General features: G+C 33.4%; 12 protein-coding genes. 7 read left to right on the top strand and 5 right to left on the bottom strand.

All coding sequences use genetic code 11. From position 1 onward, the window contains the following. The first annotated feature begins 185 nt into the window (after positions 1 to 185). From C8N41_RS03690 to C8N41_RS03705, 4 genes are all read left to right on the top strand, one after another. Positions 186 to 2,351: a prolyl oligopeptidase family serine peptidase gene (locus C8N41_RS03690; protein ID WP_115838262.1), complete on the top strand. Its 2,166-nt coding sequence runs from the start codon at positions 186 to 188 to the stop codon at positions 2,349 to 2,351. A 173-nt stretch (positions 2,352 to 2,524) separates the two neighbouring features. Then, positions 2,525 to 3,892, top strand: a complete 1,368-nt coding sequence (locus tag C8N41_RS03695) for an Ig-like domain-containing protein (protein ID WP_115838263.1) — start codon at positions 2,525 to 2,527, stop codon at positions 3,890 to 3,892. A gap of 11 nt (positions 3,893 to 3,903) precedes the next feature. Beyond that, positions 3,904 to 6,378: an FG-GAP-like repeat-containing protein gene (locus tag C8N41_RS03700; protein ID WP_115838264.1), complete on the top strand. Its 2,475-nt coding sequence runs from the start codon at positions 3,904 to 3,906 to the stop codon at positions 6,376 to 6,378. A gap of 89 nt (positions 6,379 to 6,467) precedes the next feature. After that, on the top strand, positions 6,468 to 7,382 hold the full coding sequence (locus C8N41_RS03705; protein ID WP_115838265.1) for an ABC transporter ATP-binding protein: 915 nt from the start codon (positions 6,468 to 6,470) through the stop codon (positions 7,380 to 7,382). Positions 7,383 to 8,028: 646 nt separating this feature from the next. On the opposite strand, the gene C8N41_RS03710 is transcribed toward C8N41_RS03705, so the two are convergent. The 3 genes from C8N41_RS03710 to C8N41_RS03720 all read right to left on the bottom strand — a co-directional run bounded on the left by C8N41_RS03710 (position 8,029) and on the right by C8N41_RS03720 (position 11,852). Beyond that, positions 8,029 to 9,927, bottom strand: coding sequence for an amidophosphoribosyltransferase (locus C8N41_RS03710; RefSeq protein ID WP_115838266.1), 1,899 nt, complete (start codon positions 9,925 to 9,927; stop codon positions 8,029 to 8,031). Positions 9,928 to 9,995: 68 nt separating this feature from the next. Then, positions 9,996 to 10,922 (bottom strand): PfkB family carbohydrate kinase, encoded by a 927-nt coding sequence (locus tag C8N41_RS03715; protein WP_115838267.1) that lies wholly within the window; start codon positions 10,920 to 10,922, stop codon positions 9,996 to 9,998. A gap of 216 nt (positions 10,923 to 11,138) precedes the next feature. Then, on the bottom strand, positions 11,139 to 11,852 hold the full coding sequence (locus tag C8N41_RS03720; RefSeq protein WP_115838268.1) for a hypothetical protein: 714 nt from the start codon (positions 11,850 to 11,852) through the stop codon (positions 11,139 to 11,141). Positions 11,853 to 12,199: 347 nt separating this feature from the next. On the opposite strand from C8N41_RS03720, the gene C8N41_RS03725 reads away from it, so the two are divergent. Further along, positions 12,200 to 13,762 carry a T9SS type A sorting domain-containing protein gene (locus tag C8N41_RS03725; RefSeq protein ID WP_115838269.1) on the top strand — a complete coding sequence of 521 codons (1,563 nt, stop codon included), beginning with the start codon at positions 12,200 to 12,202 and terminating at the stop codon, positions 13,760 to 13,762. Between the two features lie 143 nt (positions 13,763 to 13,905). On the opposite strand, the gene C8N41_RS03730 is transcribed toward C8N41_RS03725, so the two are convergent. Both C8N41_RS03730 and purN read right to left on the bottom strand, forming a co-directional pair. Continuing rightward, positions 13,906 to 14,547, bottom strand: coding sequence for a ribonuclease H1 domain-containing protein (locus tag C8N41_RS03730; RefSeq protein WP_115838270.1), 642 nt, complete (start codon positions 14,545 to 14,547; stop codon positions 13,906 to 13,908). Between the two features lie 89 nt (positions 14,548 to 14,636). Further along, complete coding sequence (gene purN, locus C8N41_RS03735; protein WP_115838271.1) at positions 14,637 to 15,203, bottom strand: phosphoribosylglycinamide formyltransferase; 567 nt, start codon at positions 15,201 to 15,203, stop codon at positions 14,637 to 14,639. A gap of 274 nt (positions 15,204 to 15,477) precedes the next feature. Between purN and C8N41_RS03740 the strand changes: the two genes are divergently transcribed. Both C8N41_RS03740 and fabF read left to right on the top strand, forming a co-directional pair. After that, positions 15,478 to 15,711 (top strand): acyl carrier protein, encoded by a 234-nt coding sequence (locus tag C8N41_RS03740; protein WP_013750595.1) that lies wholly within the window; start codon positions 15,478 to 15,480, stop codon positions 15,709 to 15,711. Between the two features lie 13 nt (positions 15,712 to 15,724). Beyond that, on the top strand, positions 15,725 to 16,975 hold the full coding sequence (fabF, locus tag C8N41_RS03745) for a beta-ketoacyl-ACP synthase II (RefSeq protein ID WP_092445646.1): 1,251 nt from the start codon (positions 15,725 to 15,727) through the stop codon (positions 16,973 to 16,975). Positions 16,976 to 16,977: the final 2 nt, after the last annotated feature.

Genomic DNA, 16,977 nt, shown 5'->3' on the forward strand with positions numbered 1-16,977 from the left:
TATTCTCATAGATTTTAAGATTAGAGATATAATCAAGCATTTCAACAAATTAATAATAAAATTGGTTGAAATGCTTTCTGTATTTTAGTACCATACTTAGGGTAAGTTTTTAGTTGTTTAATCAAATCAAAATAACTAAAAGCTTATATTTGAAGTAATATTGTTTTATTTCAATCCATCTAATTATGAGAAAATTACTTCTTTCTGCTTTAGTGTTAACATTTTTTGTGTCTTGTAAAAATGAAACTGAAACCGTGAAAAAGACTACTATAAATTACCCAGAAACCCATACAATTGATACCGTTGACACTTACTTTGGTGAGGACGTAAAGGATCCTTATCGTTGGTTAGAAGACGATAGAAGTGACGAAACGGAAGCATGGGTAAAAGCTCAAAACGAAGTTACGTTTGGATATTTAGACCAAATTCCATATCGAGAAGAATTAAAAGAACGCCTAAGAAAACTTTGGAATTATGAGAAAATTGGAGCTCCATTTGTAGAAGGTGATTACACTTACTTCTATAAGAATGATGGTTTACAAAACCAATATGTTATTTATAGATACAAAACAGGTGAGGACCCTAAAACAGCTGAGGTATTTTTAAACCCTAATACCTTTAATGAAGATGGGACCATTTCATTAGGTGGTACAAGCTTTTCTAAAAATGGTAAAACCTTAGCTTATACAATTTCTGAAGGAGGAAGCGACTGGAGAAAAATTCTTATAATGGATGTCGAAACTAATGAAATTATTGAAGATACATTGGTTGATGTAAAGTTTAGTGGCATGTCTTGGTATAAAAACGAAGGGTTCTATTACTCAAGTTACGACAAGCCAGAAGGGAGCGAATTATCAGCAAAAACAGATCAGCATAAAGTATATTATCATAAATTAGGAACAAAGCAATCCGAAGATGCTTTAATATTTGGAGGGACACCTGAAGAAAAACACAGATACATTGGTGCCGGAGTTACTGAAGATGACAAATATCTTATTATTTCAGCGAGTGTTTCTACCTCAGGAAATAAATTATTTATTAAGGATTTATCCAATCCTAATAGTAAACTTGTTACTATTTTAGATCATACCGATAGTGATTCTAACATTATTGAAAATGTTGGTTCTAAGCTTTATATAATGACGAATTTGGACGCTCCAAATCAAAAAATTGTAACCGTAGATGCTTCGAACCCTACTCCAGAAAATTGGGTAGATTTTATACCTGAAACTGAAAATGTTTTAAGCCCATCAACTGGTGGAGGTTATTTTTTTGCTAATTACATGGTAGATGCTGTTTCTAAAGTTTTACAATATGATTATAATGGAAAGTTAATACGAGAAGTTGAATTACCAGGTATTGGTACGGCGTCTGGTTTTGGTGCAAAGAAAGACGAAAAAGAATTATATTATTCCTTTACCAATTACGTAACACCAGGTAGTATTTATAAATATCATATAGAAAACGGTACATCAGAGTTATATAAAAAGCCTGCTATTGATTTTAATCCAGACGATTACGAAAGCAAACAGGTGTTTTATAATTCTAAGGATGGTACAAAAATACCAATGATTATTACACACAAAAAGGATTTAAAGCTCAATGGTGAAAACCCAACAATTCTGTATGGTTATGGCGGGTTTAATGTTAGCCTAACACCTAACTTTAGTATTGCTAATGCAGTTTGGATGGAACAAGGCGGCATCTTTGCTGTGCCAAACCTAAGAGGTGGAGGTGAATACGGAAAAGCATGGCACGATGCAGGTACTCAGCTTAAAAAACAAAATGTTTTTGATGATTTTATCGCGGCAGCAGAATATTTAATTATAGAGAAATATACCTCGTCAGATTATTTGGCTATTAGAGGTGGTTCTAACGGTGGTTTATTAGTTGGTGCCACAATGACACAGCGCCCAGAACTAATGAAAGTAGCTTTGCCTGCTGTGGGTGTTTTAGATATGCTTCGTTATCATACATTTACAGCAGGTGCTGGTTGGGCATACGATTATGGAACTGCTGAAGATAGCAAAGAAATGTTCCAATACCTTAAAGGTTACTCTCCTGTACATAACGTAAAAGAAGGTGTGGCATACCCAGCAACCCTAGTAACCACAGGTGATCATGATGATAGAGTGGTGCCTGCACATAGTTTTAAGTTTGCTGCAGAATTACAAAGTAAACAAACAGGTAATAACCCAACGCTTATTAGAATTGAAACGGATGCTGGCCATGGAGCTGGTACTCCTGTGAGTAAAACTATTGAGCAGTACGCAGATATTTTTGGATTTACACTTTATAATATGGGATTTAAAGTGCTACCGAGTAAAATTGAAGAAAAAGTAAGGGGCTAATTATTAGCATAATAGTATTTAAATTAGTTTATTTGGTATAGTGCTTACATTAGTAACTATGAAGTGATAAGGGTGTAAACCTTTTGTTTTCGGAGTAAATTTTGTCTTTTTTTAAACTTTTGTAGGGCTTTTTGGAATTAAGTTGTCTTATTAATAGAGTGCTGCTATTGTCTATGAAAAAAAACTACATTATATTTTTTATTCCATTTTTAATTCTGTTCTCATGTGGTAGTGACGACGGTTTAACACCATTACCTATTGAAACTACAGCGGATAGTATAACTATTCTTCAAAATTCAGAAATTGAAATTTTTATATTTCTAAACGATTTTAATATTCCTTCTTTAGGAGAGTTATCAATAAGTCAACCTACTAAAGGAAATGTTACAATTGTAGATCCAAATACTACACCAAATAATCCAAGCGACGATTATATATTATATACTGCAAATCCGAATGAAGTAGGTGTAGATAGTTTTGAATATACCATATGTAGCAGTGTTGGTGATAGTGATTGTAAAACAGAAATAGTAACAATTACAATAACGACGAGTTCTAGCGTACTTTACGAATTAGAAAACATGCCTTTTTCAACATTATCAGAGTATCAGTTTTTTGAAGGAGATTTAAAAAATTTACAACCGACATCTGGTGTTGTACCATATACCTTAAATGCTACATTATTTAGCGATTATGCTAAGAAAAAACGTTTTGTTTGGATGCCAAATAACAGTAAAGCATCGTTTATAAATGAAAATGAACTTTTAGAATTTCCTACTGGTACAATTTTAATAAAGAATTTTTACTACGATAATGTCCTTCCAGAGAATACCACTCAAATATTAGAAACCCGTTTACTAATTAAAAAACAAGAAGGTTGGCGGTTTGCAAATTACGCATGGAACGAAGAACAATCGGAAGCCGTTTTAGATATGAATGGCAGTTATGTAGATTTACAATGGGAACAAAACGGCGTAACGAAATCTGTAGAATATAGAATTCCATCGGAAGCAGAATGCCATACATGTCATAAGGTTTCAGAAATAGCTAATCCTATTGGTCCTAAACCTAGAAACTTAAATCTAAGTTATGAGTATAGCGATGGAATGGCAAATCAGTTAGAAAAATTAGTGAACCTTGGGTATTTAGAAAACACATTACCAGAACTAATATCGCGTATTCCAGATTATAATGACAACAGTTTTACTTATGAAGAAAGGGTAAGAGCTTATTTAGATATTAATTGTGCACATTGCCATTCGGAAAGCACGCATTGTTCATATAGACCAATGCGATTAGATTTTATATCTACCGAAGACCTAACTAATATAGGTGTTTGCGTTGAGGCTGATACAGATCTTGGTTTTGGTCTCGGACATATTGTAGAACCAGGAGATGCTAGGAATTCTGTAATGCATTTTAGAATAAGCGCTATAGCTCCTTCAACCAGAATGCCTTTGTTGGCTCGCACAATAGTACACACAGAAGGCGTTCAGCTAATTGAAGAATGGATCAACTCATTAGATATTAATTGTAATTAAAAAAAACGGATATGAAAAAACTTTTACTCTTTACATTACTTTTACCTTGGTTTTGTGCTCATAGTAATGCGCAACAATTAAATCAAGATGCTAATTGGCCCAATACGCAATGGACGCTTTCAGGCAGTTATGATGGAGCGTATTTAATTGAAGATCCTACATCTTCAACGAGTGGATTATTTTCATTTGATGATAATTTAGCTGGAGGAGCTTCTAATAACACCATTTCAGCAGAGTCTCCGGTTATAGATATTAGTGCCGCTTATACAGCAAATGAAACTGAGTTAAAGGTTGTATTTCCTTATGTTTTAAATATATGGCAGAATGGGCAATCTTTACGTCTTCAGTATTGGGATGCAAGCTCTAACGAATGGGTAAATTGGGGAAATGAACTTGATGACAATTCTACGGTTTCTGTCAATTTTTGTAACGATGCTGTATCTAGTTTTTTAAGTGAAAGCTTAGATATCTCGTCGTTTACGACTGCGCAATTAACTGGATTTAAATATCGAATATTTTATAACGATAATAATACATATGGTTGGGGATTTTGCGTAAGTTCTCCCTCAATAAGTTCGGCGTCTCCTCCTGCTTGTCCCAATGTAACTTCATTGTCCGTAAATAATATTAATGCTGTAAGTGCTATATTGAATTGGGAAGCAGGTTCGTCAGAAACGTCTTGGGAAGTTGCTGTAATGTTAGCTTCTGAAGGGCTTCCAACTTCTGGAAATACCGTTAATACAATGACTTCTAATTTAAATAATTTATCTCCTGAAACTAATTATATAGCGTATGTAAGAGCAAATTGTAATGCTGGAGGTTATAGTAATTGGGTCGGTCAAAGTTTTACAACCGGAATAGATCTATCTACTTACCCTGTTGCGTTTACAGCAAACCCTATAAGCACAACAGGAGCTTTCGATATTGCGCTTGTAGACTTAAATGGTGATTTTTTAGATGATGTAGTTTCAGTGAGTTCCGATAATATAAATGTACATTATCAACTAACGTCAGGAGGGTTTAATATAAGTAATATTGCGACTTCAGTAGTAGGAAACACACCAGATTGGAGCTTGGCAGCAGGTGATTTTGATCGCAATGGTTATAACGATCTTGTTTACGGAGGTTATGGTGGAGTTACATTTATGAAAGCTAACGATACTGGCACGGGTTATACCGAAATATCTGGATCCGAATATGTGTTTTCTCAGCGTTCTAATTTTGTTGATATCAATAACGACGGTCATTTAGATGCTTTTGTTTGCCACGATGTACAAGCTAATGTGTATTATATTAATGACGGAACGGGTGATTTAACGTTTTATCAAGGTCAAAGTACAGCACTACCAAATGGTCTTGGTTTAGTACCTGGTGGTGGTAATTACGGTACCGTTTGGATCGATTTTGATAATGATAGAGACATGGACCTATTTATCGCAAAGTGTAGAGGTGGTTCCTCTATTAGTATCAATGAGCTATGGAGAAACGATGGGAATGGTGTATTTGTTAATATTGCAGATAGTAATGGGTGGCACAATACTAATTATCCAAGCGTAGGTCATAATAATTCTTCTAACTTGGGAGATTTAGTGCAAACTTGGTCTTCTGCTTGGGCGGATTTTGACAATGATGGAGATATGGATGTGTATGTTGGAGCAAGCAGTACGGTAGATGGTGATTCTAAATTAATGCGTAATAACGGTGATGGTACATTTACAGATGTCACCGTTGGATCTGGAGTTTTAGATGCCTCTTTAGGAAGAGAAAATGCTCCAGCAGATTTTGATAATGACGGTTATGTAGATATATTAAGTAATGGTGATATTTTGTTCAACAACGGTGATTTTACGTTTACAAATTACTCTAATTATATGCCGCCAAGTGGTGCAATAGGCGATACTAACAACGATGGCTTTTTAGATGTTTTTCGAAACGGAAACATCTATTTAAATAATACCAATGCTAACAATTGGATTAAAATCAATACCATTGGGACACTAAGTAATATTAATGGCATTGGAGCTAGAGTAGAAATAGAAACTCCTTCAGGAACACAAATACGAGATGTAAGAAGTGGTGAAGGGTTTGAGTTTATGAGTTCGCTAAATACACATTTTGGTATTGGTACAGATGCCACTATTAATAGTATTACCATTTATTGGCCATCTGGTACTGTAGATTTTATTGCAGATCCAGAGATTAATACAACACATGCCATTATAGAAGGCTCAGCTCTTACTGTTATAGATGAAACTTTGATAGATCTCACTGTTTATCCTAATCCTGTAGAGGCAGAACTCACGATTAAGACTAAAGGAGATGTTATAAATAAAATTGCAACAATCTTCGATGTGAACGGTAAACGCATACTAAATCAGAGACTTAAAAATAACACCATAAATGTTTCAAATTTAAGCAGTGGAATTTATATTTTAAGATTAGAATCTGAAGGTAAAATTATAAAACGAAAATTTGTTAAGAAATAGTTTTTAATCTATAATTAGTATAAGAAACCGTTTGAGAAATCAAGCGGTTTTTTTATGACAATTCTGTAATGATATAGTACTTTTGTAATATGCTTCACGTAAAAAATGTCACTTTCGGCTATTCTAAAACTAAGGTTTTAGAGGCTATTGAATTTAAAGTAGAAGAAGGCAAAAACCTTGCTATTATTGGAGAAAGTGGTTCGGGGAAAAGTACTCTTCTCAAACTTATTTATGGCGAATACGATTTAAAGGAAGGTCATATTTTTTGGAAAGATGAAGAAATACTTGGTCCAAAATACAATTTAGTTGTGGGATACGAATTTATGAAATACGTCACTCAAGAATTTGATTTAATGCCTGTAACTACAGTTGAAGAAAATATTGGTAAACATTTATCGCGTTTTTATCCTGAAGAGAAGCAAAGACGAACAGATGAACTTATTAAGGTTGTAGAACTTGAAGCCTTTGCTAAAACCAAAGTTAAATTTTTAAGTGGAGGTCAAAAACAACGTGTCGCTATTGCTAGAGCATTAGCAAAGCAACCAGAAATTTTGTTGTTAGATGAACCCTTTAGCCATATTGATAATTTTAAAAAACAATCGCTGAGGCGAAGCGTTTTTAAATATCTAAAAGACAATAATATTGCCTGTGTGGTTGCTACACACGATAAAAATGATGTCCTTGGTTTTTCAGACGAACTATTGGTAATTCACGATTCTAAAATCATAGAAAAAGATACTCCAGAACGCATTTATAATAATCCAAAAACACCTCTAATAGCCTCGTTTTTTGGGGAATTTAATGTTATAGAGCCTTATGGTATTGTGTATGCTCATCAGCTTCAAATTGTGGCGCAATCTCATCTAAAAGCCACAGTAAATAAATCTTATTTTAACGGTAATTCGTGGCTGATTGAAGCAAATTATAGATCAGAAACTATATTTATAGAACATCATGATGAATTAAAGGAAGATCAAGAAATTCATTTTTTAATATCTTTATAGTTGATGGAACTAGCCGTTAGCCATTTAACGAGAATTGGTAGTATCTTCTTAATGCTGCAAAATATCACCTGATTTATGTGTATAAATAAAAAAATATAGACGAATATGACTGAATTATAGTTGTAAAGTCTGATATACTTGTGACAGAATAATATTAATAGAATCCTAATTTTTGGATAAGTATTAATGTCTTGGTGTGCTCGGTAGTGATTTATTTGGTCATAAAAAATGAAAAAGGATGAACAGTCGTTCATCCTTTTTGCCCCAAATCTACCATAAACTTAACCTACTTATGTTATGGTGAGTCAAATATAAGAGGACAATTTTGTAAGTATTGCATTTTTTGGATAAACGACCTATATATTAGTCTAAGCGTGGAAAGTGTAATAATTAAGAGATTTTAAGCCAGAAAACGCATTTTATTGAATTACAGCGCTTAAGGTGCTGTTTTGAAAATAAGGTATAAAAAAAGGTGAACGAAGTTCACCTTTTTTTGCCCCAAATCTACCATGAACTTAACCTACTTATGTTATGGTGATACCAATGTATATTTAATTTGTTAAAATAAATCAATAATCGGACGAAATACATTTTAATCCGATAAAACACTTGTTTAATCGGATTAAACGTGTTTTAAACCTGTGTTTTAATACGCACGTCTATTGTTGCCTTCATAAAAATTAATAAAAGCTCTATTTACAACTCTATTCCCGCCAACTGTTGGATAATTACCTGTAAAATACCAATCTCCTAAGTTTTTAGGACATGCTTTATGTAGGTTTTCAACCGATTGGAAAATAATTTTAACTTCAGCATTAATATGTTCACCACCTAATAATTCTGAAATCTTATTGGAAATTTGTTCGTCTGTAAATTGTTCGTATATCTCCTTAACATGATTTACAACATCTTTATCTTTCATGTTAACCTGTTTTAGACACTTATGATAAACCTCTTCTACAATATGATATTGATTATGTTCTTTTAATAACGCTAATGCGGCTTTAAAAGCAATAAGTGTTTCGAGATTTGCCATATCAATACCGTAACAATCAATATAGCGTATTTGTGGAGCCGATGACACTACAATAATTTTCTTTGGGTTTAGTCGGTCCATCATTTTAATAATACTCTTCTTCAATGTTGTACCTCTTACAATACTGTCGTCAATAATTACTAAATTATCTGTTGGCTTTATAACTCCGTAGGTTACATCATAGACGTGTGCTACTAAATCATCTCTACTACTGTCTTCTGTAATAAAAGTTCTCAGTTTAACGTCTTTAATGGCAATTTTTTCAATTCTTGGACGCTCTGATAAAATTTCAGTAACCGTTTCCGCAGATAATTGGCCATTGCCGTTTAATATTGATGCTGTTTTCTTTTCATTGAGATGGTCTTCAACCGTTTCAATCATTCCATAAAATGAGGTTTCAGCAGTATTTGGTATGTACGAAAATACGCTATTTTGCGTATCATTATTTATAGCATCGAGCACCTTAGGCATTAATAAACGTCCTAGCATTTTACGTTCTTTGTAAATCTCTGCGTCACTACCTCTTGAGAAGTAGACACGCTCAAAAGAACAGGCTTTACGTTCTAAAGGTTCTAATATTTTCTTTATTCGAGTTTCACCAGATTTCTTAGTAATGATGGCGTGTCCTGGTTCTAGTTCTGTAACCGCTTCAAAAGGTACATTAAATACCGTTTGAATCACAGGCCGTTCTGATGCTACCACAACTATTTCATCATCTTTGTAATAATATGCTGGTCTAATACCAGAAGGATCTCGCAATACAAAAGAATCTCCGTGCCCCAATAAACCTGCCATAGCGTAACCGCCATCCCAATTTTTAGCAGCACGTTTTAGTATTTTACCTACTTTTAACCGCTCAGCAATTAATGGAGAACATTCGTTTTTATTGTATCCTTCTTTTTTTAAATCTTTATATATTTTTGAAACCGCATCATCTAGAAAATGACCGATTTTTTCCATTACCGTAATAGTGTCTGCTTTTTCTTTTGGATGTTGTCCAATTTCAATAAGGTTGTCAAAAAGCTCGTTAACGTTAGTCATGTTAAAGTTTCCAGCAACAATGAGGTTTCTGTGCATCCAATTGTTTTGTCTTAAAAACGGATGAACACTTTCTACACTATTTTTTCCATAGGTGCCATAACGTACATGTCCTAAGAGTACTTCGCCTATATAAGGAATTTTACTTTTTTGTAATTCAACATCATTTTGATATTCAGGATGCTTTGTTAACTCATCATTAATACGTTCATTAATTTGAGCAAAAATATCTTGTATGGGTTGTTGGGCAATAGATCGTACACGGCTTATGTAGCGCTCACCTGGTTTTACGTCTAATTTAATGCTTGCAAAACCAGCTCCGTCTTGTCCACGGTTGTGCTGTTTTTCCATCATTAAATACATTTTATTAACGCCATAAAAAGCACTTCCATACTTTTCTTTATAGTATTCTAATGGTTTTAAAAGTCTAATAAGTGCAATTCCACACTCATGTTTTAACGCATCACTCATGATTAATTTTTCGCTATTAATTTTTTATAATGGAATAAAAAACGCGCTCAATTTCTGAGCGCGTTAGTTTATGTTAATTCGATATCAAATTGGGTTAGACTCTTAAATTGGTCTAAGCGTTTGTAAATTTCTTTGTCTGTTAAATTTTGCATGCGTTCTGTACCAAATTTTTCAACACAAAACGAGGCTAAGGTTGAGCCATAGATAACGGCTGTTTTCATGTTTTCAAAAGAATAATCTCCGGTTTTAGCTAAATAACCTGCGAATCCGCCGGCAAACGTATCTCCTGCGCCTGTAGGATCAAAAACTTCTTCTAATGGAAGCGCAGGAGCATAAAACACATTACCATTATGAAACAATAGTGCTCCATGTTCTCCTTTTTTAATTACAACATACTTTGGACCCATTTCGTGAATCTTTCTTGCGGCAACCACCAAAGAGTATTCACCAGATAATTGTCTAGCTTCTTCGTCGTTAATAGTAATAACATCTACGTTTTTAATTACAGAAAGTAAATCATCCAAAGCAATGTCCATCCAAAAATTCATAGTGTCTAAAATGGCTAATTTTGGTTTTTTAGTCATTTGGTCTAATACTCCTTGTTGTACTGCTGGATGTAAATTTCCTAACATTACCACGTCTGCATCTTGGTAACTTTCTGGTACTTTAGGATTAAAATGCTCTAAGACATTGAGTTCTGTTACTAAAGTATCTCGAGAGTTCATATCGTTATGATATTTTCCACTCCAAAAGAATGTTTTACCATCTTTTACAATTTCTATACCTTCAATATCTATATTTCTATTTTCTAAAAGATCTAAATAATCTTGTGGGAAATCTCCACCAACTATAGAAACTGCAGCAGAATCAACATTAAAATTTGAGGCAGATAAACCTATGTAAGTTGCTGCGCCACCAAGGATTTTATCAGTTTTACCAAAAGGTGTTTCAATGGCATCAAAGGCTACAGTGCCAACAATTACTAATTTACTCATAGAAGTATTTTGAATTAAAGCGCAAATTTACGTAAAAATAATTCCTTGTGAAACATGAAATTTTACAATACGTAGAGGTGTTATGTTTTAGAAGAAGCTATGGCGATATATGATATGAACTCAGAAACTAATTCGTTGTTTAGAGATGAGTATAAAAAAAAGCTGCAATTTTTAAAATTGCAGCTTTTTGTAAGAATAACTTAAGTCTAAGGGATATTATAATTTAACCATACCAATATGTAATAAATCTCCAGGCACGTTACTTGCAGTGTTACCAATATAATAACTGATATCTACGATATCGTCTTCAGCAAATACATGTTGAAATGTTCCAGAAGCACCAAAATAATCATCTGTAGGTAGATTAACTACACCTCTAGTCATATACCCAGTGCGAGTTCCATTTTTAAATACAGCAAAAATATATTTTACACTTCCAGACTCTAGATCTCTAGTTGCCCAACTAGCATTGATTGAATAGGTTCCTGCTTTAAGGATTTTTATTTTACCATTACTTACAACTTCAAAATATTCTGAATCGATTTCAGTGACGTCATCAGCATCTAAAGGGAATTGATCAAAATTAGTAGAATTACTAGATGTTGTAAGGTTTGCTCCATTCATAGCTCTATACATCGTTAAAGATGGTGTGCCATTTTCTTCTTTAGATAAACGTTTCCAACTTGTTGAACTTAATTCGTAGACCTCAAGACTCTCTGTAGTTGTGTTGTAAATAGTAAGACCTTCTGCTGGTGATGAAATACCATCACGTTGTGCAGTTGTAAGTCTTGGCAATAATAGGCCTTTATCTGTACTTTGTAGCTCTAAAATACTAGACTCAGCTGGGTCTTCTGTTCCTATACCAACTTGGGCAAAACTTGCAGTGGTGCATATTAAAAATGCGCCTAAAAATTTTAAAATGGATTTCATAACTTTAAATTAATTAACTTTAATATAAAGACAAATTAACATTAAAATTTGTAAAATATCTAATTTAATAATTTTGAAGTGATAATATGAGGTTGCGTTTTAAGAACATAATCTATTTATGGACATTGGTAACTATATAGTTATTAGGTTTATAGAGTGTGGTGGTTAGGCTTTGTTATAATGTTTTTTTTTAAGTGTTATTTTTTTTAATGATAACGCTGTTAAGTATTAAATCATAACTATAACTTAATCTCAATCATATTAATTTATGAATTTTATGTTTATTTTCTTGAAAATTAAAAATTATTGGTGTTTATTGCGTGTTACCTTATTAAATACGGATTAAAATGAAATATCGTTTTCTTGCATTACTATCAATTTTTTGTTTAAGTATTAGTGCTCAGGACTTGTCTCGCACAATGACTGTTACTGCTGGTACCTCTATGATTATAAAATCTGGCACCTCATTAGATGCTAGTGAATTAAACCTTAAATCAACTTCAGATCGTTTTGCAACTGTTTTAGATGAAACAGGAAGTGTTTCTTCTGGAACTGTGGTTAATTATGATAGGTATGTTAATGTTGTAGGGACTAGTGCAGGTGGTGGTAATGATTTAATTTCGTTGCCAGTGAAAGCTACGGGTGCTACTTTTGGTGATTTTTTAGACTATAACACGGATGGTACTACAACAACAGCTAATTCTGAGTATATGGCTAATTCGGGTACGATATATGCTTTTGGTCCATACAGTAATGTTCAAAAAGCTTACATAAATTATAATGCAGCTACAGACTTGGCAGTTTCTCTAGAACGAGCTGTCGGATACAGAGCGGCTACAAATAGTGGTCAGACTTTAAGATTTACAGGTACAATTTCTACCGAGACAGAAACAGTAAGTATTACTACAGTTGACGATTACAAATGGAACTCGGTTGGAAATCCATATCCTACTTATATAGATTCTCAAGCATTCTTAACTGCAAATGAATCGAATTTAGACCCAGCATCTACGGCAATATATGCTTATAATAATGGTGCAGGATCTGGACCTGGAACAATAGGTGATTTTACCATAATAAACTATTTAACAAATACATCTTTAAATATAGCACCTGGTCAAGGATTTTTATTGGCTAACTCTGGGACTACAGCCCACGATATTAATTTTACCACAGCAATGCGCTTATTTAGTGGTGAAGATGATTTTATAGCAGGAAGAAACGACAACATTCAGCAAATGTTGAGATTAAAGGCAGAACATGCAAATGCAGATTTTGCTACAGAGATTTATTTTAATAATTTTTCTACTCAAGGTTTAGATCCTGGTTATGATGCTAAATTGTTTGGAGAGGCATCATTAAGTTTTTCATTATTTTCTCATTTAGTAGAAGATAACGAAGGGGCTAGTATGGCAATCCAAAGTTTAGAAACTTTAAATGAAGAAGTGGCTATTCCGCTTGGGCTTAAGGTTGCAGAAGGTGAACAAGTAACGTTTAGTATTGAGAATTCTACTTTATCAAGCGATATTGAAGTATATCTTGAAGATAATTTAACAAATACATTTACCTTATTAAATGATGGTAACTATACGTTTGTGGCAAATACCGAAATCTCAGGAACTGGAAGGTTTTATTTGCGATTAGGTAATGTAACCTTATCTCAAATAGACAATGAAGTCAATAGTCTTAACTTATATACAGCTAATCAGAAAATTTTTGTAAAAGGACAATTATTAGAAACAACGCAAGTGAGTGTTTATGATAGTTTAGGGCGTTTAGTAATGGGTTCTAGTTTAGAAACAGGATCTAATGCAAATGAAATTGATGCGACACAATTAAGCACAGGTATTTACATCGTTAAATTAACTAATGGTAAACAGAAGCTTACTAAAAAAGTTATACTTAAGTAATTTTAAGAAAAAGAAATCATTTTAGAAATGGGTTAGTAGTTAAATAAAGATTTAACTACTAACCCATTTTTTTTTGAATTTTTATCCTAATGAATTTCTGGAACTAATAGTATAGTAAAATAAGAAAGGTGGTATATTTAGTATTATTTTCTTCCAAAATCTGCTGGTATTTCTCCCCAAGCTTTGGTTTCCCATTTTACAATAGTAGTACTATAATCGTTAGTTTTTAACCAGTGTACGGCCCGATCTACTAAATCGAAAACAGGTTTGTTTTTTAGATTACGTTTTAACTTAGAATTACATGTTTTTTTTCGTACCCAACTCATAGCGGTTCTAGAATCTGTGTACATAATGCGGTCGCTATTATGTTGTTTTAAAAAAGCTAAACCATGAACTAATGCTAAAAATTCACCAATATTATTTGTGCCTTGCTCAAATGGTCCTTGATGAAAGAGTTGTTTTTTTGTCTTCGTATCCACACCTCTATATTCCATAATACCAGGATTTCCGCTAGAAGCAGCGTCAACCGCAATAGAATTGTAGTTAGGTAGACCTATTTTTTTTAGTTCTGCATCGGAAAGCCCACTTGAAAAAGTTTTGTTTTTTCCTATATAATCAAAGTAATTCCCTTTTAGTGCTTTCTCGGCTTCATCACGAGTTGTGAATGATTTGTATTGAGCGCCTTGGTAATCTTTTATTTGAGCTTTGCAGGCATTCCAAGTGTCATAAATCCCTTTTTTATGACCTTTCCAAACAGTATAGTATTTTTTTTTCTTTTTACTCATGTTCGCTTTCCCTGAAACGGGAGTCTCTATGTGTTATTTAAATAATATCGAGAATCTATTAAAGAGGCTTCGTCAAGCTTATTAAAAAGCTATTTATTTAATATTTTTTTAACCACTAAAGGAAAATGCTCCATTTCTAATAAATGGATTTTATTGGCAACATCTTCTGCAGTGTCCTGAGGAGAAACATCACATTTAGCCTGAAAAATTATAGCACCTTCATCATAATTTTCATTTACATAATGAATGGTGATGCCTGTTTCTGTTTCCTTGTTGTTGACAACAGCATTATGAACATGCATACCATACATGCCTTTTCCGCCGTATTTTGGTAATAGCGCTGGGTGTATATTTATCACTTTATTATGGTATTCTTTTAATATAAATTCAGGGAATTTCCATAAAAAGCCAGCTAGAATAATAAGATCTGGTTGCGATGCTTTTAAAATATTTAAGACATCATTAGATTTAGAAAAGGCTATTCTATTAAATGATAATGCGCTTACATTTAGTTTTTTACAGCGATCTATAACTTTGGCATGAGGATTGTTAGTTAATACCTGAATAACAGACGCCGTATCGCTGTTGTGAAAAAACTTAATTATATTTTCAGCATTAGAGCCACTTCCGGAAGCAAAAATTACAACACGTTTCATCAATAGGTTTATATTTTAAATTATTATTCGATGGACTCTGCTAATTAAAATTACAGAATGCAATGCAACCTTTATAACAAGCCCATTTCATATACAGCTATAGCACTTCTAATTATTCGAACAAAAAAAAGAATAATAATTAACAATTAGAGTAAATTAAAAATACTTTATATTTATTTTTACTAAATTACAAACACATTTTAACTGTAAAGATGATTATTCAAATAAAGTTTTTTATTTTTGCCATCTAATTAAAACTTAAAATTAAAAAATTATGTCAGACATTGCATCACGAGTAAAAGCGATTATCGTAGATAAATTAGGTGTTGATGAAAACGAAGTTGTAACTGAAGCAAGCTTCACAAACGATTTAGGAGCGGATTCATTAGATACTGTAGAATTAATAATGGAATTTGAAAAAGAATTCGATATTCAAATACCAGACGATCAAGCTGAAAATATAGCAACAGTTGGTCAAGCGGTTTCTTACATAGAAGAAGCAAAATAATAACTCAATTTTTATGGAATTAAAGCGAGTCGTAGTAACGGGTTTAGGTGCACTTACACCAATAGGGAATACCAAAGATGAATATTGGGACGCTCTTATTAGTGGAAAAAGTGGTGCCGCAACGGTCACACATTTTGATCCAGAAAAGTTCAAAACGAAGTTCGCTTGTGAAGTAAAAAACTTTGAAGTTACTGACTTTATTGATAGAAAGTTAGCTAAGCGAATGGATAAATTTTCGCAGTATGCAATGGTCGCTTCTGATGAAGCTATTGTAGACTCAAAATTAGATCTAGACGCTGTAAACAAATTGAGAGTAGGAGTTATTTGGGGTGCTGGTATAGGTGGTTTAGAAACATTTCAAGATGAAGTGTTAAACTTTGCTGCTGGTGACGGAACACCTCGATTTAACCCATTCTTTATACCTAAAATGATTGCTGATATAGCACCAGGAAACATATCTATAAAATATGGTTTTATGGGACCTAATTATGCCACAGTATCTGCATGTGCTTCTTCTGCAAATTCAATGATCGATGCTTTAAACACAATACGTTTAGGGACATGTGATGTTGTAATTACAGGAGGAAGTGAAGCTGCCGTTACTATTGCTGGTATGGGAGGGTTTAATGCTATGCACGCTATGAGTACTCGTAACGATAATCCACAAACGGCTTCTAGACCATTTGATGCAAACCGAGATGGTTTTGTATTGGGTGAAGGAGCAGGTGCGATTGTGTTAGAAGAGTATGAACACGCAAAGGCAAGAGGAGCTAAAATCTATGCAGAAGTAGTAGGTGGAGGTTTATCTTCAGATGCGTATCATATGACAGCTCCACATCCTGATGGAATTGGTGTTGTTGCAGTGATGAAAAATTGTTTAGAAAATGCTGGTTTAAAACCTGAAGATGTAGATCATATTAATACTCATGGTACATCAACACCATTAGGTGATGTGGCCGAACTGAAAGCTATATCTGAAGTGTTTGGCAGTCATGCTAAAAATATAAATATTAATTCTACAAAATCTATGACCGGACACTTGTTAGGTGCTGCTGGTGCTATTGAGTCTATTGCTTCTATCTTAGCTATGGAACATGGTATTGTGCCACCAACAATTAACCACGAAACGGTTGACGAAAACATAGATCCAGAATTAAATTTAACACTCAATAAAGCTCAGAAACGAGATATTAAAGTCGCAATGAGTAATACATTTGGATTTGGCGGACATAACGCTTGTGTATTATTTAAAAAACTAGATTAAAT

The sequence above is a fragment of the Winogradskyella sediminis genome (assembly GCF_003387355.1).
Lineage (GTDB): Bacteria > Bacteroidota > Bacteroidia > Flavobacteriales > Flavobacteriaceae > Winogradskyella > Winogradskyella sediminis.

What these genes read in the sequence shown, in the direction of transcription:
- C8N41_RS03700 (WP_115838264.1), top strand. Translation starts at nt 3,904, where the DNA reads ATGAAAAAACTTTTACTCTTTACATTACTTTTACCTTGGTTTTGTGCT.
- C8N41_RS03725 (WP_115838269.1), top strand. Translation starts at nt 12,200, where the DNA reads ATGAAATATCGTTTTCTTGCATTACTATCAATTTTTTGTTTAAGTATT.
- C8N41_RS03695 (WP_115838263.1), top strand. Translation starts at nt 2,525, where the DNA reads ATGAAAAAAAACTACATTATATTTTTTATTCCATTTTTAATTCTGTTC.
- purN (WP_115838271.1), bottom strand. Translation starts at nt 15,203, where the DNA reads ATGAAACGTGTTGTAATTTTTGCTTCCGGAAGTGGCTCTAATGCTGAA.
- fabF (WP_092445646.1), top strand. Translation starts at nt 15,725, where the DNA reads ATGGAATTAAAGCGAGTCGTAGTAACGGGTTTAGGTGCACTTACACCA.
- C8N41_RS03730 (WP_115838270.1), bottom strand. Translation starts at nt 14,547, where the DNA reads ATGAGTAAAAAGAAAAAAAAATACTATACTGTTTGGAAAGGTCATAAA.
- C8N41_RS03715 (WP_115838267.1), bottom strand. Translation starts at nt 10,922, where the DNA reads ATGAGTAAATTAGTAATTGTTGGCACTGTAGCCTTTGATGCCATTGAA.
- C8N41_RS03705 (WP_115838265.1), top strand. Translation starts at nt 6,468, where the DNA reads ATGCTTCACGTAAAAAATGTCACTTTCGGCTATTCTAAAACTAAGGTT.
- C8N41_RS03720 (WP_115838268.1), bottom strand. Translation starts at nt 11,852, where the DNA reads ATGAAATCCATTTTAAAATTTTTAGGCGCATTTTTAATATGCACCACT.
- C8N41_RS03710 (WP_115838266.1), bottom strand. Translation starts at nt 9,927, where the DNA reads ATGAGTGATGCGTTAAAACATGAGTGTGGAATTGCACTTATTAGACTT.
- C8N41_RS03740 (WP_013750595.1), top strand. Translation starts at nt 15,478, where the DNA reads ATGTCAGACATTGCATCACGAGTAAAAGCGATTATCGTAGATAAATTA.
- C8N41_RS03690 (WP_115838262.1), top strand. Translation starts at nt 186, where the DNA reads ATGAGAAAATTACTTCTTTCTGCTTTAGTGTTAACATTTTTTGTGTCT.